This window comes from Pseudomonas sp. 05N432, assembly GCF_056396945.1.
In genome coordinates this window covers 216,742-238,764 of sequence record NZ_JBFTMM010000016.1, presented here as the reverse complement: position 1 = coordinate 238,764, position 22,023 = coordinate 216,742, and the positions used below count along the sequence as shown (strand labels likewise).

Annotated in this window: 14 protein-coding genes; 5 read left to right on the top strand and 9 right to left on the bottom strand. The window is 59.5% G+C overall.

What is annotated here, in order from left to right:
* Nucleotides 1-56: 56 nt before the first annotated feature.
* Nucleotides 57-2,051 carry an alpha-1,4-glucan--maltose-1-phosphate maltosyltransferase gene (locus AC1DHT_RS19080; protein WP_427536927.1) on the bottom strand — a complete coding sequence of 665 codons (1,995 nt, stop codon included), beginning with the start codon at nt 2,049-2,051 and terminating at the stop codon, nt 57-59.
* Between the two features lie 207 nt (nt 2,052-2,258).
* Between AC1DHT_RS19080 and AC1DHT_RS19075 the strand changes: the two genes are divergently transcribed.
* The 4 genes from AC1DHT_RS19075 to AC1DHT_RS19060 all read left to right on the top strand — a co-directional run bounded on the left by AC1DHT_RS19075 (nt 2,259) and on the right by AC1DHT_RS19060 (nt 6,585).
* Nucleotides 2,259-2,492, top strand: a complete 234-nt coding sequence (locus tag AC1DHT_RS19075) for a DUF3203 family protein (protein ID WP_427536929.1) — start codon at nt 2,259-2,261, stop codon at nt 2,490-2,492.
* A gap of 195 nt (nt 2,493-2,687) precedes the next feature.
* Nucleotides 2,688-4,100, top strand: a complete 1,413-nt coding sequence (gene ccoG / locus AC1DHT_RS19070; RefSeq protein WP_427536931.1) for a cytochrome c oxidase accessory protein CcoG — start codon at nt 2,688-2,690, stop codon at nt 4,098-4,100.
* Between the two features lie 130 nt (nt 4,101-4,230).
* The gene (gene mapR, locus AC1DHT_RS19065) at nt 4,231-5,640 is read left to right on the top strand and encodes a GntR family transcriptional regulator MpaR (RefSeq protein WP_427536933.1); all 1,410 of its coding nucleotides are present in this window, start codon (nt 4,231-4,233) and stop codon (nt 5,638-5,640) included.
* Nucleotides 5,641-5,868: 228 nt separating this feature from the next.
* The gene (locus AC1DHT_RS19060; protein WP_427536935.1) at nt 5,869-6,585 is read left to right on the top strand and encodes a hypothetical protein; all 717 of its coding nucleotides are present in this window, start codon (nt 5,869-5,871) and stop codon (nt 6,583-6,585) included.
* A gap of 41 nt (nt 6,586-6,626) precedes the next feature.
* Here AC1DHT_RS19060 and AC1DHT_RS19055 read toward each other — a convergent pair whose 3' ends face one another.
* The 8 genes from AC1DHT_RS19055 to AC1DHT_RS19020 all read right to left on the bottom strand — a co-directional run bounded on the left by AC1DHT_RS19055 (nt 6,627) and on the right by AC1DHT_RS19020 (nt 20,319).
* Nucleotides 6,627-7,373, bottom strand: coding sequence for an SDR family oxidoreductase (locus AC1DHT_RS19055; protein WP_427536937.1), 747 nt, complete (start codon nt 7,371-7,373; stop codon nt 6,627-6,629).
* Nucleotides 7,374-7,632: 259 nt separating this feature from the next.
* Nucleotides 7,633-9,714, bottom strand: coding sequence for a putative bifunctional diguanylate cyclase/phosphodiesterase (locus AC1DHT_RS19050; protein ID WP_427536939.1), 2,082 nt, complete (start codon nt 9,712-9,714; stop codon nt 7,633-7,635).
* Nucleotides 9,715-9,908: 194 nt separating this feature from the next.
* Nucleotides 9,909-11,402: an efflux transporter outer membrane subunit gene (locus AC1DHT_RS19045; RefSeq protein ID WP_427536941.1), complete on the bottom strand. Its 1,494-nt coding sequence runs from the start codon at nt 11,400-11,402 to the stop codon at nt 9,909-9,911.
* The gene (locus AC1DHT_RS19040) at nt 11,399-14,506 is read right to left on the bottom strand and encodes an efflux RND transporter permease subunit (RefSeq protein WP_427536943.1); all 3,108 of its coding nucleotides are present in this window, start codon (nt 14,504-14,506) and stop codon (nt 11,399-11,401) included. Before AC1DHT_RS19040 ends, AC1DHT_RS19045 begins: the two co-directional genes overlap by 4 nt.
* Nucleotides 14,503-17,607, bottom strand: a complete 3,105-nt coding sequence (locus AC1DHT_RS19035) for an MdtB/MuxB family multidrug efflux RND transporter permease subunit (RefSeq protein ID WP_427536945.1) — start codon at nt 17,605-17,607, stop codon at nt 14,503-14,505. Before AC1DHT_RS19035 ends, AC1DHT_RS19040 begins: the two co-directional genes overlap by 4 nt.
* Nucleotides 17,604-18,926: an MdtA/MuxA family multidrug efflux RND transporter periplasmic adaptor subunit gene (locus AC1DHT_RS19030; protein ID WP_427536947.1), complete on the bottom strand. Its 1,323-nt coding sequence runs from the start codon at nt 18,924-18,926 to the stop codon at nt 17,604-17,606. Before AC1DHT_RS19030 ends, AC1DHT_RS19035 begins: the two co-directional genes overlap by 4 nt.
* Nucleotides 18,927-19,105: 179 nt before the next feature.
* Nucleotides 19,106-19,606: a thiol peroxidase gene (gene tpx, locus AC1DHT_RS19025; RefSeq protein WP_019690760.1), complete on the bottom strand. Its 501-nt coding sequence runs from the start codon at nt 19,604-19,606 to the stop codon at nt 19,106-19,108.
* A 269-nt stretch (nt 19,607-19,875) separates the two neighbouring features.
* The gene (locus tag AC1DHT_RS19020; protein WP_427536949.1) at nt 19,876-20,319 is read right to left on the bottom strand and encodes an SRPBCC family protein; all 444 of its coding nucleotides are present in this window, start codon (nt 20,317-20,319) and stop codon (nt 19,876-19,878) included.
* Between the two features lie 271 nt (nt 20,320-20,590).
* Between AC1DHT_RS19020 and AC1DHT_RS19015 the strand changes: the two genes are divergently transcribed.
* Nucleotides 20,591-21,997, top strand: a complete 1,407-nt coding sequence (locus AC1DHT_RS19015; RefSeq protein ID WP_427536951.1) for a DUF1254 domain-containing protein — start codon at nt 20,591-20,593, stop codon at nt 21,995-21,997.
* Nucleotides 21,998-22,023: the final 26 nt, after the last annotated feature.

The following is a 22,023-nucleotide window of genomic DNA, read 5'->3' as shown; positions in this document are numbered from 1 at the left end:
TGACTGAGCGGGCGCTATCGCGAGCAAGCTCGCTCCCACATGATTCGTGGGGGCGGCTAAGCCGTTATCCGCCAAATCCCGAACGGCTGGTTCCACGGCTCGATGCGCATCCATTGGGTCTTGCCGTGCCAGTCCCAGCGGTGGCCGTTCATCAGGTCTTCACCCTGGGTCACCGCGTCGTCGGGCAAGCCCATCTCCCACAGTGGCAATTCGAAGTGCGCCTCCTGGGCGTTGAACGGGTCGAGGCTGACCGCCACCAGAATAAAATTGCTGCCATCGGCCGTGCGTTTACCGAAGTACAGAATGTTGTCGTTCCACACGTTGTAGACCTGCAGGCCCAAATGGCTGTGCAAGGCCGGGTTTTGCCGGCGAATACGGTTGAGCTGGGCGATCTCGGCGATGATGTTGCCCGGCGCAGTGAAGTCCCGGACACGGATTTCATACTTCTCGGAGTCGAGGTATTCCTCCTTGCCCGGCACTGGCGCCGACTCGCACAGTTCAAACCCCGAATACATGCCCCACAGGCCCGAGCCCATGGTCGCCAGCGCAGCCCGGATCAGAAAGCCGGCGCGGCCCGACTCATGGAGAAAGCCTGGATTGATGTCGGGCGTATTGACGAAAAAGTTTGGCCGAAAGCACTCGCGCCAGGGCGACTGGTTCAGCTCGGTGAGGTACGTCACCAATTCATGCTTGGTGTTACGCCAGGTGAAGTAGGTGTAGCTCTGGGAGTAACCGACCTTGCCCAGGCGCGCCATCATCGCCGGGGTGGTAAAGGCCTCGGCCAGGAAGATCACCTCGGGATACAACGCCCGTACGTCACCGATCAGCCACTGCCAGAACGGCAAGGGTTTGGTGTGTGGATTGTCGACCCGGAAGATTTTCACGCCCTCCTCGACCCAGCCGACCACGATGTCCCGCAGTTCCAGCCACAGGCTGGGAATCGCCTCGCTGGCGTAGAAGTCGACGTTGACGATGTCCTGGTATTTCTTCGGCGGGTTTTCGGCGTATTTGATGGTGCCGTCCGGCCGCCAGTTGAACCAGCCCGGATGCTGTTTCAGCCACGGATGGTCCTGGGAGCATTGAATCGCGAAATCCAGCGCGATCTCCAGCCCGTGTGCGGCGGCGGCCTTGACCAGACGACGGAAGTCCTCGCGACTGCCCAACTGCGGGTGAATCGCCTCATGCCCCCCCTCGATACCGCCGATGGCGTACGGGCTGCCGTGGTCATCAGGGCCGGCAGTCAGGGCGTTGTTGGGACCTTTGCGATAGCTGCGACCAATCGGGTGGATCGGCGGGAAGTACAGCACGTCAAAGCCCATGTCCTGAATCATCGCCAGACGTGAATGCACATCGTTGAACGTACCGTGGCGATCCGGATCCTCGGTGATCGAGCGGGGAAACAACTCATACCAACTGGCGAACTGCGCACATTCGCGCTCGACGTCCAGTGGGTACTCCGGACTCAGGCTGAGGTAGGGACGCAGATCGGCCTCGGCCATCAACCCGGCACTGCGCGGGTGCAAAAACAGCGCGACTTGCTCGGTTTCAAGCAGCCCGGCCAGCTCATGGTGCAGCGCCGTAAGCTTCTTGCTCAACTGACCGTCACTGCGCTCCGCCGCCTGCAGCACCTGGATGCGCCCTTCTTGCAGCTCCAGGCTGACCGGCACACCCGCGACATGCTTTTTCTCCAGTTCATGACAGAAGCTGGCGAACTGGTCGATCCAGGCTTCGATGCAGAACCGATACCTTCCCGGCGTTGCGACGCTGAACTGACCTTTCCAGGTGTTATTGCCCAGATCGGTCATGACTTCACTCTGCCAGGTCGAGTCGGCCTCGGTACGCCAACGCACGCGCACCGCAAGCACGTCGTGACCGTCAGCAAAAACTTTACTGGTCACCGTCACGGCCTGCCGTTCGATAGCCTTGGCCGCGAACTGGCCGCCATCGATCACCGGCATGGTGTTTTCGATAATAATCCGCGGCAGCAGCAAAGCCTGCGACAGTGGCAGTTGCGGGTTGTACTGCAGCTCCGTCGGTTTTTCAGTCGTCATCGAGCCTGGCCCCTTACGCCCCGTGGACGCTCCTGTGCTTGATCGTGTGCTGCTTGCATGACGCTACTTAGGTTCCGAGCGCCGGGCCTTGCTAAAAGTTCAGATCCTTTCACTTTAGCCACGCTCCATGACCACTAATCGGTTACACAGAACGATGAGCAAGACCTGTGCCCTAACCTTTAGATCCCGCAGAAAAGGGTGACCCCCATGACCATGCGAATCGAAAACCAGGTCTGCTTCTTCATTACCGGGAACGGCGAAGAGATTCGCCTTGCTGGCGATGTCACCATCATCACCGACGCGGACAAAGCCATGTCGGCGGTGGACCTCGATGGCCAGCGCTTCTACATCACCGAAGCAGAAGCCGACGCATTAACCGTAGCAGGTGCCACCGATGGTCGCCGGCACCTGATGGTCACCAGCAGTGATTCGGTGATTTGACTGACGCAGATCAGAGACCGCCGCAAACGCCTGTGACAGGCGCTGTCGCCGCGCCTGCCGGGGTGCATCAAGTTGTCGCAGGAGCGGATCAAGGACTCATCTGATCCGCTTTTTAATCCAATACCTGAGTCTGTTATGCAAACAGTTCGGTGGTCATAGTTCATCTGCCTGATGGAGGCTGATGAGCGAAAGACCATGAGCGATAGAATCCCCGTCCGATTAGTAGAGACCTTCGAGCCTTCGCGTCCAAAGATGAAGGCCAAATCCAGCGACAACCAGATTCACACCCGCAGCTTCACCGGCTTATTCCGCACCTTGCGCCTGAGCGGTGCGGGGTTTCTGTTCCTGGCGTTTTTCGGCACGGTGTGGCTGAACTGGGGCGGCCGGCAGGCGGTGCTCTGGGACTTGTCGGAAAGCAAATTCCACATCTTCGGCGCGACCTTCTGGCCGCAGGATTTCATCCTGCTCTCGGCGCTGCTGATCATCTGCGCCTTCGGCCTGTTCGCGATCACCGTGTTCGCCGGACGAGTGTGGTGTGGCTATACCTGCCCCCAGAGTTCCTTCACCTGGCTGTTCATGTGGTGCGAAAAAGTCACCGAGGGTGAGCGCAATCAGCGGATCAAGCTGCAAGCCGCCCCCTGGGGCCCGAACAAACTGCTGCGTCGTTCGGCCAAACACACGATGTGGCTGGCCATCAGTGTGCTGACGGGGCTGACGTTTGTCGGCTACTTCACGCCGATCCGTCCGCTGGCCAACGAGCTGCTGACCCTGAAAATGGGTGGCGTCAGTCTGTTCTGGGTGCTGTTCTTCACCGGCGCGACCTACATCAACGCCGGTTGGCTGCGTGAAGCGGTGTGCATGCACATGTGTCCGTATGCACGGTTCCAGAGCGTGATGTTCGACAAAGACACCCTGACCATTTCCTACGACGCTGCCCGTGGCGAAAGCCGTGGCCCGCGCAAACGCGAGGTGAAGCCTGCCGACGTGGGTCTGGGCGATTGCATCGACTGTCACCTGTGCGTGCAGGTCTGCCCGACCGGCATCGACATTCGCGACGGCTTGCAGATGGAGTGCATTGGCTGCGCGGCGTGTATCGATGCCTGCGATTCGATCATGGACAAAATGGGTTATGCCCGTGGCCTGATCAGCTACACCTCCGAGCATCAGTTGCAAGGTGGCAAGACGCACCTGCTCAGGCCTCGGTTGATCGGCTACACCGCAGTGCTGGTGGTAATGATTGGTGCACTGACGCTGGCGCTGATGGAAAGATCGATGGTATCGCTGGACGTCAGCAAGGACCGTGGCCTGTTTCGCGAAAACAGCCAGGGCCAGATTGAAAACATCTACAGCCTCAAAGTCATCAATAAAACCCAGCAGCGACAGGACTATCGCTTGTCCCTGGTGGACGGCGACGGCTTCCAGTTGCAGGGCAAGACCGAGTTGAGCCTGGCGCCGGGAGAAATTGTCGATGTGCCTGTTTCAGTGGCCATGACCACCGACAAGCCCAGCAGCAGCTCGCAGACGATCAGCTTCAAGATCACTGACAGCGATGAGCCACAGATCAACAGCGTGGCCAAGAGCCGGTTTGTTGCGCCGATGAACCGTTGATCCCTTACACTGCGGTGCTGCCATTCGCGAGCAGGCTCGCTCCCACAAGAACTACGCGCTACCTGTGGGAGCGAGCCTGCTCGCGAAGAAGCCACCTGGATTTTTCTGAATGACATCAATCGGGCTTTCGATGAAACGCTACGAAAAATTCGCTGACGATATTGCTGAACTGATCCGTTCCGGGGTGCTCGGCCCCGGCCAGCGTGTACCTTCGGTGCGTTACGCCAGCCAGACTTACGGGGTCAGCCCGTCCACGGTGTTCCAGGCTTATTACCTGCTGGAGCGTCGCGGGCTGATCCGCGCCCGACCGCGCTCCGGCTACTTCGTCAACGCCCACGCGCCAAGCCCGTTCTCGGAACCGGTGATCAGCAGCCAGGTCAATGAATCCACCGAAGTCGACGTCAGTGAGCTGGTGTTCTCGGTCCTCGATTCAATCAAGGACCCGAACACCGTGCCCTTCGGCTCGGCCTTCCCGAGCCCGACGCTGTTTCCACTGCAACGCCTGTCACGCTCGCTGGCCAGTGCCGCCAGGGAAATGGACCCCCGCATGGTGGTCACCGACATGTCGCCGGGCAATCCGCAATTGCGTCGGCAAATCGCCCTGCGCTACATGGTCGGCGGCCTGATGCTGCCCATGGAAGAACTGCTGATCACCAACGGCGCACTGGAAGCGCTGAACCTGTGCCTGCAAGCCGTGACCGAACCCGGCGACCTGGTGGCCATCGAAGCCCCGGCGTTCTACGCCAGCCTTCAGGTGCTTGAGCGACTCAAACTCAAAGCGGTGGAAATCCCTGTGCACCCGCGCGACGGGATCGACCTCGGCGTGTTGGCGCAAACCCTCGAACGCCACCCGATCAAAGCCTGCTGGTGCATGACCAGTTTCCAGAACCCCATGGGCGCAACCATGCCCGAGGCCAAGAAACAGGAACTGGTCGAGTTGTTGCGCAGCCATCAAGTGCCGCTGATCGAGGACGATGTCTACGCCGAGCTTTATTACGGCCAGCAAGCGCCGAAACCGGCCAAAGCCTTCGACACCGAAGGGCTGGTGATGCATTGCGGCTCGTTCGCCAAAAGCCTCGCGCCCGGTTACCGCATCGGTTGGGTTGCCGCCGGGCGCTACGCGCAGAAAATCGAACGCCTGAAGCTGATGACCTCGCTCTGCGCCTCGATGCCGGCCCAGGCGGCAATCGCCGATTACCTGCAACACGGCGGCTACGACCGCCACCTGCGCAAACTGCGCTACGCCCTCGAAGAACAGCAAAGCGCCATGCTTGCGGCCATCGCCCGCTACTTCCCGGCCCAGACCCGCGTCAGCCAGCCGGCCGGCGGCTACTTCCTGTGGCTGGAATTGCCATCGCAGATGGATTCGTTGAAGTTGTTCCAGATGGCATTGGCCCAAGGCATCAGCATTGCGCCGGGACCGATCTTTTCACCGACCCAGCGGTTCAGAAATTGTATTCGCTTGAACTACGGCAGCCCGTGGACCGAGGATGCCGAGAAGGCCATGGAAACGTTGGGGCGGATTGTGCGGTCGTTCTGAACGCTGTGTTGCCACCGAGACTGTCAGGTTCTCGGTTGGCGCCCCCTCCCTAACGTCATACCGTTCAACATCGCCAGATACCTGCCCAACGGTCAAAAAAAATACAGCCCACCTGTTATTTCTGACAGTAGACAGGATTCTCTTCAGGGCACTTACTCTATCAGCGCATCACTTTTCGCGTATTTATAAACCTGACTACCCACTTGGCAATCCACTGGCGGAAGCTTTATGACTAATACTAAAGACCTATCAAGTCGCTACTTCCCAGGAACAAATGTGCTACCGAAGGCGGTCGTGGTAGATGCCGACAAAGCAACTATTCTTTATACGAACGCTGTACCCGAATCCGGTGCAATCGTGCGAATACAAACTGACGCAGGCATTGCAAAAGGCGACCTTGTCACATTATTTTTCAAAGGAAACACAGAACACACCGACACATTCGTAGTGCATGACACAAGCACAGCAATTGACATCGTCCTGCCGAAGAGTTTGATTAGAGAAAACATCACAGAAGAAAACATTACACATTGCACTGTTGAATATCGAGTTTCGTCTACTTCAGAACCTGAAAAAAACTCGGCCATCACCACCTTTGCCATAGTTCCCGAACTGACGCCTCTGCGTCAGCCTCTCACACCGTCTATTATCGGTGAGGAGATTGACCCATCCAAGATTCCCGAGCCAGGGTTGCCCGTTGTATTTTATCAACCCGAAAGAATACTTCATGCCCGCTGGACAAGCTTTGCAAAAAGCGGCCGCCTACTCTACGAAGAGGAGTTCGGAGTGCAGAATGAGTCGCACGTGATTGTGCGAGCCATCTTGAACCTCACCGAACCCGGCGGAGAAATACGCATCAGTTATTTTGGCAGCAATAGCGATAACATATTGACTCGCTCGCCACCGGCTGTACTTCGAGTCATCAATAAGAACCCTGCCAAATAACATGCGGTCAATTTCAGTTGCCTGCGGATCTATCTACCGTTTTAGCGCCCGCCACCCAGGTCAATAAACGTCCCGGTCGCATAAGAAGCCTTGTCCGACAGCAACCAGATAATCGCCTCGGCCACTTCATCCGGGCGGCCTCCGCGGGCCATGGGAATGCCCGATTCAAGCTTGCTGACCCGATCCGGATCGCCGCTCAGGGCATGGAAGTCGGTGTAGATGTAGCCGGGACGCACGGCGTTGACGCGGATGCCTTCGCCGGCGACTTCCTTGGACAGGCCGATGGTGAACGTATCCAGCGCCCCCTTGGAAGCTGCGTAGTCGACATATTCGCCCGGCGAGCCGAGGCGTGAGGCGACCGAGGAGACGTTGACGATGCTGCCGCCCTGCCCGCCATGTTTGGGTGACATGCGCAGCAGTGCATGCTTGGCACAGAGAATTGGTGCCAGAACGTTGGTTTTCAGGGTTTTCAGAATGCGGAATTCGGACATTTCATCGACCCGCGACTTTTGCCCGACGGTGCCGGCGTTGTTCACCAGCGCAGTGACACGGCCCAGTTCGGTGTCGACGCGGTGGAACAGGCTGATCACTTCATCTTCGATGCTGACATCAGCGCGCACTGCAATCGCCTGGGCGCCGAGCGCACGGACTTGCTCGAGGACCTGTTGCGCGGCCAGCTCGTCGGCCTGGTAGTTGATGCAGATTCGATAGCCCTGCTCAGCCGCCAGGAGCGCTGTAGCAGCGCCGATACCGCGACTGGCGCCGGTGATAACGATGACTTTGTCCATGCTGATTCCCCCATTCAAACCCGAAACCTTGCGCCGCAAGAATAACCGCCAACGCCGGGTTTTGCATGGCCTCAATCCCCTGGGCCTGCGCTCAACCTGTAGCAGCTGCCGAGCCTGCGAGGCTGCGTTCGGCTGCGCAGCAGTCGTAAAGTCAGTCACCACGGTGCTCCAGGAAAATCCTGCACTCCGGGTTTACGACTGCTTCGCAGCCGAACGCAGCCTCGCAGGCTCGGCAGCTGCTACGGGTCGCCTGCTGCGTTCAACCCGTCACCAATTGCTCGGCCCGGTGGATATCGACCATGAACCTGTCGGCCGGTAACGGGTGACCGAGCAGGTAGCCCTGCAAGGAATCACAGCCTAGCTGAGTCAGGAAGTCCTGTTGCACATCGGTTTCCACGCCTTCGGCGACGATGCGCAAACCCAGCGCCTGCCCAAGGGCGACGATGGCCGAGACGATCGCCGCGTCATCGCTGTCGCGCTCAAGGTCACGGACAAAACCACGGTCGATCTTCAGCTCATTGGCCGGCAGGCGCTTGAGGTACATCAAGCTCGAGTAACCGGTACCGAAGTCATCAATCGACAGGTCGACACCCATTTCCGACAGTTGCTGGAGCACCGTCATGCTCGCGTCGGCATCACTCATGGCGGTGGTTTCGGTAATTTCCAGGGTCAGGCTGTTAGCGGGCAAACGGTGAGTGGCCAGGGCTTTGGCGACGCTCTGAACCAGCCCGGCATGACAGAACTGCAACGCCGAGAGATTCACCGCAATACGCCACTGGGTATACCCCTGGCTGTGCCAGAGGCTCATTTGCCGGCAGGCTTCGTTGAGCACCCAGTCGCCGATGGGGATGATCAACCCGGTTTTCTCCGCCAGTTCGATGAACTTGTCCGGCAGCAGCGTGCCCTGGGTCGGGTGCTCCCAACGCAGCAAGGCTTCGGCACCGACTGGCAGACCATTGCTGGCGTCAAACTTGGGTTGGTAGTGCAGGCTGAATTGCTGGTGCTCGACCGCATTACGCAAATCCTGGAGTATTTGCAGTTGCTTGCGGGCGTTGGTATTCATCGAGGCATCGAAGAAGCTGTAGCCGTTCTTGCCGGCACCCTTGGCGTGATACATCGCCGCGTCGGCGTTCATCAGCAGCTCTTGCGGAGTCTGTCCGTTGCCAGGGTATACGGCAATGCCAACGCTGGCAGAGATCTGCAAGTCGTGTTCAGCCACCCGGAACGCCCGCCCGATCAAACCCACCTGACGCGCCGCCAGGCGCAAGGCATCATCAGGCTCGGCGAGTTGCACCAGCAACACGAACTCGTCACCGCCAATCCGCGCCAGCGTGTCCTGGCTGCGCAGGTCCTCGCGCAAACGTACGCCGACTTCACGCAGCAACTGGTCGCCTATATGGTGACCAAAAGCATCGTTGACCGGTTTGAAACCATCAAGATCAATGAACATCAACGCGAAACAACCGCCCTGCTCCTGCACCACATGCATGGCTTGATCGATGCGGTCGGCCAGCAACACACGGTTCGGCAACCCCGTCAGGGGATCGTGTAACGCCAGTTGGGTAAGTTCACGGTTGGCCAGGGTCAGGGAGTTGGCCAACTCGGCGGTGCGTGCTTCCAGGCGTGCATCGAGGATCGACGTCAGCAGCGCGATGCTCAACACCGCCAGAGTGGTGACCAGCACCAGATTGTCCAGGCCCTTGCCACTGAAACCGTCGACTGCCGCGCCGCAATAGCTGCCATCGGCAAATTGCGCTGCCGCCATCCCTGTGTAGTGCATGCCGACAATCGCGATGCCCATGATCACCGCGGCGCCGCCACGAACGAGGCGCACATACGGGGTGTTCTGGCGTAAACGAAAGGCAATCCACAATGCCGCGGCTGAAGCGCCGACCGCGATCGCCAGCGAAGCACCAAACAATGTCGGATCGTAATCGATACCCGGCTGCATGCGCATGGCGGCCATGCCGGTGTAATGCATGCCGCTGATGCCCGCGCCCATGATCAATGCGCCAAACGCCAGATGCCAGTGCGGCAAACGCGGCTGGCTGACCAGCCACAGCGCGAACCCGCAGGACAGAATGGCGATTGCCAGCGATAACGCGGTGATGCCGATATCGTAGCCGAGGATGAGCGGCAACCTGAACGCCAGCATGCCAATGAAGTGCATCGACCAGACGCCGATGCCCATGGCCAACGCGCCACCCGCCGTCCAAAAGTGAACTGCGTGGCCTTTGGCGGTTGCAATGCGACCGGTCAGGTCCAGGGCGGTATAGGAGGCAAGAATCGCCACGCAAAGGGAGATCAGAACCAGCGCGGGGGAATAGCTACCGATGAGCATCAGAACTTCTCGTGACCGCCCCGCAGGACTGCATCCATGCTCGTTGGGGCAAAGTGCGCGATTGTACTGATTCCATCAACGAACGCACTCACAAAGTGACCAATAGGCCATTAGCGCGGCGCAAATCTGTAACTCGCTGAACACGTGCTGATGGATGAAATGATTCAGCTGATTTGCGACGGCTGCGCTCCTGCCTAGTCTTTCTTGCTGACTTGAGTCTGGCCATCCCAGCCACCGCCCAATGCAGCGATCAAATTCACACTGGCGATCAGTCGACTTTGCTGCAAGCTCAGCACGCTACGCTCGTTGCTCAGCGCTGTAGCCTGGACCACCACCACATCAAGGTAGGCAATCAACCCGGCCTTGTACTGGTTCAGGGTCAGGCGCAACGACTCGCGGGCCGCGTCCAGCGCTTCCTGACGCACTGCTGCTTCGTCTTCCATGACCTTGAGCTGCACCAGGTAGTTTTCGACTTCGCGGAACCCGTCGAGCACGGTTTGCCGATACTTGGCCACGGTCTGGTCGTAGGCCGCCTCCGTGCGGTCGACTTCCGCCGAGCGCTGGCCGCCATCGAACAAGGTCATGGCGAGTTTTGGCCCCACCGACCAGAAACGGTTCGGCAAGCTGATCAGGTTAGAGTAACTGCTACTGCTGTAGCCGCCACTCATGCTCAAGGTCAGGTCCGGGTAGTAAGCCGCCTTGGCCACGCCGATGTTGGCGTTGGCGGCAATCACCGAACGCTCGGCGGAGGCGATGTCCGGGCGTCGCTCCAGCAGTTGCGAGGGCAGGCTCAGCGGAACCTGCGGCAATGCTGGAATGTTCCGGGTTTCAGCCAGATTGAACTCAGCCGGCGGCAAGCCGATCAGCACCGCAATCGCGTTCTCGAACTGCGCACGCTGCCAGATCAGGTCGACCATGTCGGCCTGAGTGCTTTTGAGCTGGGTTTGCGCCTGGGCGACCGCGTCCTTGCCGGACACTCCCGCACGGTATTGGTTTTCAGTCATTTGCAGCGAGCGCTGATAATTCTCGACCGTGGCTTGCAGCAGGCGCTTTTGCTGGTCGATCACTCGCAATTGCAGGTAGTTCTGCACCAGCTCCGATTGCTGGCTCAGGCGCATGGCGGCCAGGTCGGCAAAACTCGCTTCGGCACTGGCCTTGTCGGCTTCCAGGCCACGACGCAATTTGCCCCAGACGTCCGCTTCCCAGCTCACCCCAAGCTGAGTGTTATAGGTGTCGCGGATACCACTGTTGGTACTGCTCAGGCTTGAACTGCTGCTACCGGTGCCCTGACTGGAACGGGTTTTCCCGGCGCTCAGATCAACCGTCGGAAAAAACGCCCCCCGGGCACTGCGGACCAACGCCTGAGCCTGACGGTACTGGGCTTCGGACTGGGCAACGGTCTGGTTGGCACTGTTGAGTTTTTCGACCAGCCCGTTGAGCTGCTGATCACCGTACAGTTCCCACCAGGCACCACGCGCCAATGAATCACTCGGCGTCGCCTGACGCCAGCCGTCCGCCTGCTTGTACTGTGCCGGCTCGGCCACTGTCGGGCGCTGATAATCCGGGCCGATGGCGCAGGCACTGAGCATCAAGACGCTGAGCGAAAGACTCAGCAAACGCGAACCACGGGCCGATACCAGGCGCCGGGCCATCGGTGCGTCGAGGTTGAGTGGGCAACGGTCAGTCATAGCGGAGTTTCCAGAGAAGCATCGGTACGAACCCCACGCCAGCGGTTGACCCGATGGCGCAAACGGTCGAGGTAGAGGTAAACCACCGGGGTGGTGAAAAGCGTCAGCACCTGGCTGAAAATCAACCCGCCGATAATGGTCAGGCCCAGTGGTTGGCGCATTTCCGCGCCTTCGGCGGTGCTGAGCAACAAGGGCAAGGCGCCCAGAATCGCCGCCAGGGTGGTCATCAGAATCGGCCGCAGACGCAACAGACACGCACTGCGAATCGACTCCAGCGGTTCCATGCCCTGATGGCGTTCAAGCTGCAACGCGAGGTCGATCATCAGAATGGCGTTTTTCTTCACCACGCCGATCAGCAAAAACAGCCCGAGCAGCGAAATCAGGCTGAACTCGCCACCCAGCACATAGATCGACAGCAACGCACCGACACCTGCCGAAGGCAACGTCGAGAGGATGGTCAGCGGGTGCACGTAACTTTCGTACAGCACGCCCAGCACCAGATACACCGCCACCAGCGCACCGAGAATCATCCACGGCTGACTCTTCTGGGTCGCCGCGAAAGCGTCGGCAGTGCCGGCCATCTTGGCGATCACTTCTTCCGGCAGCCCCAGCTTGGCAATCGCCCGCTCGATGGCGGCCGAGCCTTGTTCAACGGTGACGCCTTCGGCCATATCAAAAGAGACGCTTTCGGAAGCGAACTGCCCTTCATGGCTGACCCGGTCGTTTTCCAGGCTGTTTTCATAGTGGGCAATCGCTGACAGCGGAATGCGCGCACCGGCAGCGGTAATCACCTGGACCTGATTGAGGGTGATCGGGTCCTGGGCGTATTTCGGATTGACCTCCATCACCACCTGATACTGGTTGAGGCTGTCGTAAATGGTCGAGATCTGGCGCTGGCTATAGGCGTTGTTCAGCACGGCGGTGACCATCGACATGTCGACCCCCAGGCGTTTGGCCTGGTCACGATCGACCACCAGCGTCACCTGCGCAGCACCCCGCCCTTCGCGGGCGTCGATGGCCGTCAGTTCAGGCAGCGCCTTGAGCGCAGCGACGACTTTCGGGTACCACTCGCGCAACGCCGACAAATCGCCGCTTTGCAGGATGTAGGTGTATTGCGAGGTGGTCTGTTCGCGGCCACCGCCAAACTGCAAGTCCTGGTCGGCCATCAGCATCAACTGGGCACCGGCGACCTTGGGCATTTCCTTGCGCAGCCGTTCGATGACCTTCTGCGCAGAAATATTGCGTTCCTTGATCGGCTTCAGGCGCACCAGCATGAAAGCGTTATTGGTACCGTTGGTACCGCCGATAAAACCGGCGACACTTTCCACGGCATCGTCTTTCAACACTGCACGGCGGAAGGTTTCCATTTTCGGCTGCATGACATTGAACGACAGGCCATTGTCGCCGCGGACAAAACCGATCAGTTGACCGGTGTCCTGCTGCGGCAGGAAGGTCTTTGGCACCACCACGTACAAGGCGATGTTGACGCCAATGGTGACAAACAGGCTGAGCAGCGTCAGCCGCTTGTGACGCAGCACCCAATCCAGGCCGCTGGCATAGTGCTTGACCATCCAGTCGTTGGCGCGCCGACTGGCGCGCTGCAAACGGTTTTCTTCGCCGGGTATGTGGGGTTTCAGCCAGCGGGCGCAGAGCATCGGCGTCAGGGTCAGCGAGACCACCAGCGACACCACGATTGACGCTGCAAGCGTTATCGAAAATTCACGGAACAGGCTCTCGATGATCCCGCCCATGAACAGAATCGACAGGAACACCGCCACCAGCGAGACGTTCATCGACAGCAAGGTAAAACCGACTTCCTTGGCGCCCAGGTACGCCGCCTTCATCGGCGCGATCCCTTCGTCGATGTGCCGCGAAATGTTTTCGAGCACCACGATGGCATCGTCCACCACCAGCCCCGTTGCCAGAATCAGCGCCATCAGCGACAGGTTGTTCAGCGAAAAGCCATAGAGGTACATCACCGCGAACGTACCGACCAGCGACACCGGTACCGCCAGCGTCGGGATCAACGACGCGCGGAAGTTACCGAGAAACAGGTAGACCACCAGAATCACCAGTGCCACGGCAATCAGCAGGGTCATTTCCGCTTCGTGCAAGGTCGCCTTGATCACCGGTGAACGGTCCATCGCCAGGTTCAGCTTGACGCTGGCCGGCAACACCGCCTGCAACGCCGGCAACTGCGCCTTGATATCGTTGACCGTTTTAATGATGTTGGCGCCGGCCTGGCGGTTGATCACCAACAGCACTGCCGCGTCGTCGTTGAAGAAACCGCTGTTGTAGCGGTCTTCGACGCTGTCGCGAACCTTGGCCACATCGCCCAGGCGCAATGCCGAGCCATTCTGGTAGCGAATGATCAGCGGTTCATAATCCTTGGCCTTCTCCAACTGGTCGTTGGCCTGGACCTGCCACATCCGCTGATCGTCTTCGATCGAGCCCTTGGGCCGGCGCACGTTGGCGTTGGCGATGGTGTTGCGCACATCATCCAGCGCCACGCCGTACTGGTTCAGCAGTTGCGGTTCGAGTTCGATGCGCACCGCCGGCAACGAACTGCCGCCAATCTGCACCTCGCCGACACCGGGCACCTGAGACAGGCTTTGCGAAAGGATGGTCGAGGCCAGGTCGTAGAGCTGACCTTTTTCCAGCACGTCCGAGGTCAGCGACAGCACCATGATCGGCGCCTGGGACGGGTTGACCTTCTTGTAGGTCGGCATACTGCGCATACCACTGGGCAGCAGGTTGCGCGAGGCGTTGATCGCCGCTTGCACTTCTCGCGCCGCACCATTGATATCGCGGTCCATGTCAAATTGCAGGATCACCCGGGTCGAACCCTGGCTGGATCGGCTGCTCATGGTGTTGACCCCGGCGATGGCGCCGAAGGATCGCTCCAGCGGCGTCGCCACGGTGGAGGCCATGACCTCGGGGCTAGCACCCGGCAGGCTCGCCGACACCACGATCACCGGGAAATCCATTTGCGGCAGCGGCGACACCGGCAGCAAGCCGAAACTCACACCGCCCAGCAACATGATCGCCAGGCTCAGCAGCATCGTCGCTACCGGCCGGCGAATGAAAGGTCCGGACAGGTTCATGGCTGCTCTACCGGCTCCAGACGCTCAGGCGCACGTCGCCAGCGCCGACCGAGGCGGTCGAAGTACAGATAGATCACCGGCGTGGTAAACAGCGTCAGCACCTGGCTCACCAGCAAGCCACCGACCATCACCAGACCCAATGGCTGGCGCAGCTCGGCCCCCGAGCCGGTGGCGAGCATCAACGGCACCGCGCCAAACAGCGCGGCCAGGGTGGTCATCAGGATTGGCCGGAAACGCAGCAGCGCCGCCTGATAGATCGCGGTCGCCGGGTCCATGCCCTGATTACGCTCGGCGTCGAGGGCGAAGTCGATCATCATGATCGCGTTCTTCTTGACGATGCCGATCAGCAAGATGATGCCGATGATTGCGATCATGCCCAGGTCGTTGCCGCTGAGAATCAACGCCAGCAAGGCGCCGACCGCCGCCGATGGCAATGTCGAGAGAATGGTAATCGGGTGAATGTAGCTCTCGTACAGCACGCCGAGCACGATGTACATGGTCACCACCGCCGCCAGAATCAGCAGCAAGGTGCTCGACAGCGAAGCCTCGAACGCCTGGGCCGCACCCTGGAACTGTGTCTGCACGCCAAGCGGCATGCCGATGTCCTGTTGCACCTTGTTGATCAGCTCGACGGCCTGCCCCAGCGCCACGCCGGGCGCGAGGTTGAAGGACATCATTACTGCCGGGAACTGGCCGATATGCGCAATCGCCAATTGCGCCTGGCGCTCTTCGACATGAGCCAGGCTGGACAACCGCACCTGACCGCCATTAGTGGTCTTGACGTGAATCTGTTCCAGCGCCTGCGGGCCGATCTTCTCGCCGTCCTGCGCCTGCATTACCACACGGTATTGGCTGGCCTGGGTGTAAATGGTCGAGATCTGGCGCTGGCCAAAAGCGTCGTACAGCGCGTCGGTGATGTTCGACACCGAAACCCCGATTCGCGAAGCCGCGTCACGGTCGATCACCAGATAGACCTGCAAGCCCTTGTCCTGCAAGTCGCTGGCAACGTCAGTCAGCTCGGGTTGCTTGCGCAGCGCCTCGACCAGTCGCCCGCTCCACAGGCTGAGCATCTCGGCATCCGGCGACGACATGCTGAATTGGTATTGTGTGCGGCTGACCCGGTCTTCGATGGTCAGGTCCTGCACCGGCTGCATGAACAGACGAATGCCCACCAGTTTGTCCAGCTGCGGCTGCAACCGGCTGATCACCTGGGCCGCGCTCAGATCACGCTCTTTGTGCGGCTTGAGATTGATCAGCAAGCGCCCGCTGTTGAGGGTCGCGTTGTCGCCGTCGACTCCGATATAGGACGACAGGCTTTGCACCGCCGGATCGGCCAGGATGACCTTGGCCAGCTCCTGCTGGCGCTGGCTCATGGCGGCGAAGGAAATCGACTGCGGCGCCTCGGAAATACCCTGGATTACCCCGGTGTCCTGCACCGGGAAAAAGCCCTTGGGTACAACGATGTACAGGAACACTGTCAGCCCCAGGGTAGCGATGGCCACCAGCAAGGTCAGCGGCTGATGCTTGAGCACCCACTGCAACTTGCGCCCGTAGGCGGCGATCAGCCAGTCGATCCACGCACCGCTGGCCCGGTAGAAACGGCCCTGTTCTTCTGGCTTGGGTTCACGCTTGAGCAGCCGCGCGCACATCATTGGCGTCAGGGTCAGGGAAACCACCAGGGAAATCAGGATCGCCACCGCCAGGGTAATCGCAAACTCGCGGAACAGCCGCCCCACTACATCGGCCATGAACAACAGTGGAATCAATACCGCAATCAGCGACAACGTCAGCGAGATCAGGGTGAAACCGATCTGCTTGGCGCCCTTGAGCGCCGCCTGCAACGGGCTGTCGCCCTCCTCGATGAAGCGCGAAATGTTTTCCAGCATGACGATCGCGTCGTCCACCACAAAACCGGTGGCAATGGTCAACGCCATCAAGGTCAGGTTGTTGACCGAAAAACCGGCCAGGTACATCACGCCGAAGGTGCCGATCAGCGACAATGGCACCGCGATCGACGGAATGATCGTGGCACTGGCCCGGCGCAAGAACAGGAACGTCACCATCACCACCAGGGCGATGGCGATCAACAGCTCATGCTGCACGTCGGTGACGGACGCCCGGATGGTCTGGGTGCGATCGGTCAGCACGGTAACGTCGAGGCCGGCCGGCAGGTTGTCGGTGATGCTCGGCAACAGGGCCTTGATCCGGTCGACCACCTCGATCACGTTGGCACCCGGCTGGCGCTGGATGTTCAGCAGCACGGCCTGGTTTTCATTGGCCCACGCCGCGAGACGTTCGTTTTCGGCGCCATCGACAATCTGCGCGACGTCCTTGAGTCGCAACGGCGCACCGTTCTTGTAGGCCAGAATCAGTTCGGCGTAGTCCTTGGGCGAGGTCAACTGATCGTTGGCATCGAGCATCGAGACCCGGGTCGGGCCGTCGAAGTTGCCTTTGGGCTGGTTGACGTTGGACGCGCCGATCAAGGTGCGCACGTCCGACAGGTTCAAGCCGTTGGCCGCCAAGGCTTGCGGGTTGACCTTGATCCGCACGGCCTGACGCTGGCCGCCGGCAATGCTGACCATGCCGACGCCACTGATCTGGGCGATTTTCTGCGCCATGCGCGTGTCGACCAAATCATTGAGTTTGGGCAGCAGCATGGTTTTGGAGGTGATCGCCAGGGTCAGCACCGGGGTGTCCGCCGGGTTGACCTTGTTGTACACCGGCGGTGCCGGCAAGTCCTTGGGCAACAGATTGGTCGCCGCGTTGATCGCCGCCTGCACCTGCTGCTCGGCGACGTCCATGTTGATGTCGAGGCTGAAACGCAGGGTCAGTACCGAGGCGCCGCCGGAACTGGTCGAGGCCATTTGGGTCAGGCCGGGCATTTGCCCGAACTGGCGCTCGAGTGGCGCAGTCACCGCACTGGTCATGACATCCGGACTGGCGCCCGGGTACAGGGTCATGACCCGAATGGTCGGGTAATCGACCTGAGGCAGTGCCGAGACCGGCAGCAACTTGTAGGCAATCATGCCGGCCAGAACAATGGCCAGCATGCTCAGGGTGGTCGCTACCGGGCGAAGGATAAACAGCCGCGAGATGTTCATGCGCGACCCTTGTGCGCCTTGCCGGTGGCTTTCGGATCAGTCGTGGCGCTAGTCGATGGGTCCTGGCTTTCGGTCGGGGTCGGGGTCGCGGGGGCGACATTACTACTGTCGTTGACCACCTCGACTTCACTGCCCTCCTTGAGGCGGTCAGTGCCTTCCAGAACCACGCGATCACCGGCTTTCAAGCCTTCCTGGATCACCGTGTTGTCACCATCGCTGGCACCGATCTTCAACGGGCGAATGGTGACTTTCTTGTCACCGTCCAGTACGTAGGCAAAGGTGCCGTTGGTGCCGAACTGAATGGCTGCCGAAGGCGCCAGCACCACGCCTTTGAGGGTATCGGCCAGCAGTCGGACGTTGACGAACTGATTCGGGAACAGTGCCAGATCGCGATTGTCGTAGCGCGCCTTGAACTTCAGTGTGCCGGTGGTGGTGTCGATCTGGTTGTCGAGGCTTTGCAAGACGCCGCTGGCCTGCATTTTGGTATCGCCACGATCCCAGGCTTCAGCCGGCAGTTTGGCACCGGAGTGGTAGCGGGTCAGCACGGTATCGAGGGTGTTTTCCGGCAAGGTAAAGACCACGCTGATCGGCTGGGTCTGGGTAATGACCGCCAGGGACGTGGTGTCATTGGCGGACACCAGGTTGCCAACGTCCAGCTGCCGCAGACCGACACGCCCGGTAATCGGCGCACGGATCTTGGTGAATTCCAGATTGAGTTTGGCGTCGTTGACCGCCGCCTGATTGGTCTTGACCGTGCCCTGGTACTGCCCCACCAACGCAGCGGCGGTGTCGAGGGTCTGTTTGGCGATACTGTCTTGCGCATACAAACCGCGATAGCGTTCCAGATCCACCTGCGCGTTTTTCAACTGAGCCTGGTTCTGCAACAGCGTGCCTTCGGCCTGGAGCAAGGCGTTCTGGTAAGGGCGCGGGTCGATCTCGGCGAGCAGGTCGCCAGCCTTGACCATCTGCCCTTCTTCAAACGCAATCTTCACCAGTTCACCGCCCACACGGCTGCGCACATTGATGGTGTTCAGCGCAGTGACCGTGCCCAGCGCTTTGTAGTACAGCGGGAAATCCCCCACGACAGCAGGCGCGACCCGAACCGGGACCGGTCCTGTGGCGCCGCCAAAACCGGGACGCATCCCGCCAGACTTGCCGACATGCCCGGCCGCGGCTTTTGCTACTGGCGCGGCCTTATGAGTCGCACCGCCTGGCCAGAACTTCCAGCACAGGCCAGCAATGACCAACAGGACCAGCAGGCCAAATAGCCAGCGACGGGAATGACGGGAAGCAGAGGATTGCATGGAATGATCAACCATTGGGCGCGTGTGGGCATCTTTATACGGAAGGCTGAAAGATAAGCACTGACGGCATTTAAGCAAAGCGCCTTTACCGGCAATTTACCTTCAGCCTGCTTTTGCGATTTTTTGCTAAGGCTCTGAAGCACAAATGAAAACGGCCTGGACAGAGCCAGGCCGTTAATAATTGTAAAATGTGGTTACTTCAAAACGGCCAACGCCGCTTCGTAGTTTGGTTCTTCAGCGATTTCTTTAACCAGCTCGCTGTGCAGCACGGTGTCGTTTTCATCGAGTACGACCACTGCACGGGCGGTCAGGCCTTTGAGTGGGCCGTCGGCAATGGCAACGCCGTAGTTTTCGATGAACTCACGACCGCGCAGGGTCGACAGGTTCTGTACGTTTTCCAGACCTTCAGCGCCGCAGAAACGTGCCTGGGCGAACGGCAGGTCAGCCGAGATGCACAGTACAACGGTGTTGGCCACGTCGTTGGCCTGAGCGTTGAACTTGCGTACCGAGGTAGCGCAGGTCGGAGTGTCGATGCTTGGGAAGATGTTCAGCACTTTGCGTTTGCCGGCGAAGCTTGCCAGGGTCACGTCGGACAGATTGCCGGCAACCAGGGAAAAGGCTGGTGCCTTGGAGCCGGCTTGTGGCAGTTGGCCGTTGACTTGAACCGGATTGCCTTTGAGGGTGACTTGAGCCATGAACGGAGTCCTTCTGAACGTTGTTTGGAAAATATCGAAGAGGTCGAAGTTAACCACGAAATTGTCCGACGACCTATGGCCGAACACAAATTGTCATGAGTCGTCACACAACCTGGATACAACACTAACAACCAACACAACACCCTGTGGGAGCGAGCCTGCTCCGGGCGGCGTTCCGACGATGGCGGTGTTACATCCGACATAGATGCTTGAATGTTATGGCCGCATCGCGAGCAGGCTAGCTCCCACAGGGCCGCATACACGCTGCTTCAGCCCAGCAAACGCAGCATATTGCGATGCCGCGCCTCGAAAATCCGCCGCATGTAGGCATTGACCATCAACCACTCGAAAAGTGCACCGCCAATGGCCGCATAGGTCACGCGATCGGTGTACAGCGTCCCGCCCTCCACCGCCGCGACCCGGTGCTCATGACGAAATGCCGCCATCGGCCCCTTGAGCATTTCGTCGATGAAATGGCTGTCGCTGACCTCGCGGATCGTCACGGTCCACGTCGCCGGAATACAGCCGAACATCCAATGACAAAAACTGAATTCGCGGCCTGCTGCGATACGCAAGTCGTTCACGTCGATGTTGCCTAGTGGCGTCACCCGTTCCGGGAAGATTTTCGGGAAGTTGCTGCCTTCAAGGCAAAAATCGAGAACCTGTGCGGGTGTTTGCCCTCTGATCAGCGTGGAGAGTTCCAGAACAGGCATTGACAGTGTCCTTCCTTGAGCACGAATACCGGCAGATTAGCACTCGACATTTACCGTATTACAGCGCTTTTCACATGCAAGCCTGTGAATAGGCTTATTATTTTGACGCACGGAATTTAGGTAACTGTATGCAAAAAGTGACCAGGCAATGACCCGCAATGACGTGCACCTTTGTTCGGTAACGGAAACTTGTTTCGACAAAAACCGCAAACTCGACGACATTACGCCCGTGAAATAACACCTGAATCGCGCTTATCCATAGGACTGTGCAATGACCATCGAAAAACCGACCCGCCTGTTGCTCGCCGGCCTCTCTTTGCTACTGAGCGCCAGCGCCTGGGCAGATTTCAGCGCCAGCCCCGAAGAAGCCCGGGGGATCGCCAAAGACGCGTATCTCTACGGCTTCCCGGTGGTGGAGATGTACAAGACCCTGTACACCCAGGCGGTGGACAAGAACGGTCCGAACTTCAAGGCACCGCTCAACCATATCAGCAATACGGCCAGGGCATTCACCCCCAAGGACACCGCGTTCGTTAGCCCAAACCCGGACACTCCCAGCTCAGTTCTCTGGATGGACCTGCGCGCAGAGCCTGTGGTTGTGACCCTGCCGCAGATCGCCGAAGAGCGTTACTACTCGGTACAACTGGTCGACCTCTATACCCAGAATTTTGCTTACCTGGGCACCCGCAGCACGGGCAACAAGGGCGGGACCTTCATGATTGCCGGTCCCAATTGGCAAGGTCAGCAACCGCTGAAGATCGATCGACTGGTACGTAGCGAAACCAATATTGCCTATGCGCTGTACCGTACCCAGCTGTTTGACGAAAAGGACCTGGAGAAGGTCAAGAAAATCCAGCACGGCTACAAGGTTCAGACGCTGAGCCAGTACCTGGGGCAACCGGCACCGGCCGCCGCACCAAAAATTGACTGGCCAAAGCCAACTCCGACCATGAGCGACAGCCCGGAGCTGTTCCGCTACCTGAACTTCATGCTCGGCTTCGCCCCGGCGCAAGACGTTGAAAAAGACCAACTGGCACGCTTCGCGAAAATCGGCATTGTTGCCGGCCAGCCGTACGACCTCAAAGCCCTCACCGCCGAACAGCGCAAGGCCCTCGACGACGGGATTGCCGATGCCAAGGCCGAGTACGCGGCGTTCAAGAAAGACAAGATCGATACCCATCAGGTCAGCAACGGTGACTTGTTCGGTACCCGCGACCATTTGAACAACAATTATCTGTACCGCTACGCCGGCGCCAACCTGGGGATCTTTGGCAACTCGGCCGATGAAGCAGCCAAATTCAGTTATCTGGTCGACAGCCTGGGCAAACCGGCTAATGGCGCGAGACACAGCTACACCGTGCACTTTGACAAGGATCAGTTGCCACCGGCCGACGCGTTCTGGTCGCTGACCATGTACGACGGCAAGACCAAACTGCTGGTACCCAACCACAAGAAACGCTACCTGCTCAACTCGCGCATGCTGTCCACCTTCAAGCGCGACCCGGACGGCGGCCTGACGCTTTACCTGCAGCACTCCGAGCCGCTCAAGGATCAGCGCAGCAACTGGCTGCCGGCGCCGCACGGTCCGTTCTACGCGATATTGCGCCTGTACCTGCCCCAGCCTCAGGTCGGCAACGGTCAATGGAAACTGCCGCCGCTGACGCCGATCAACCCGTAAGTTGAAGTGATACGCAAACCGTGTGC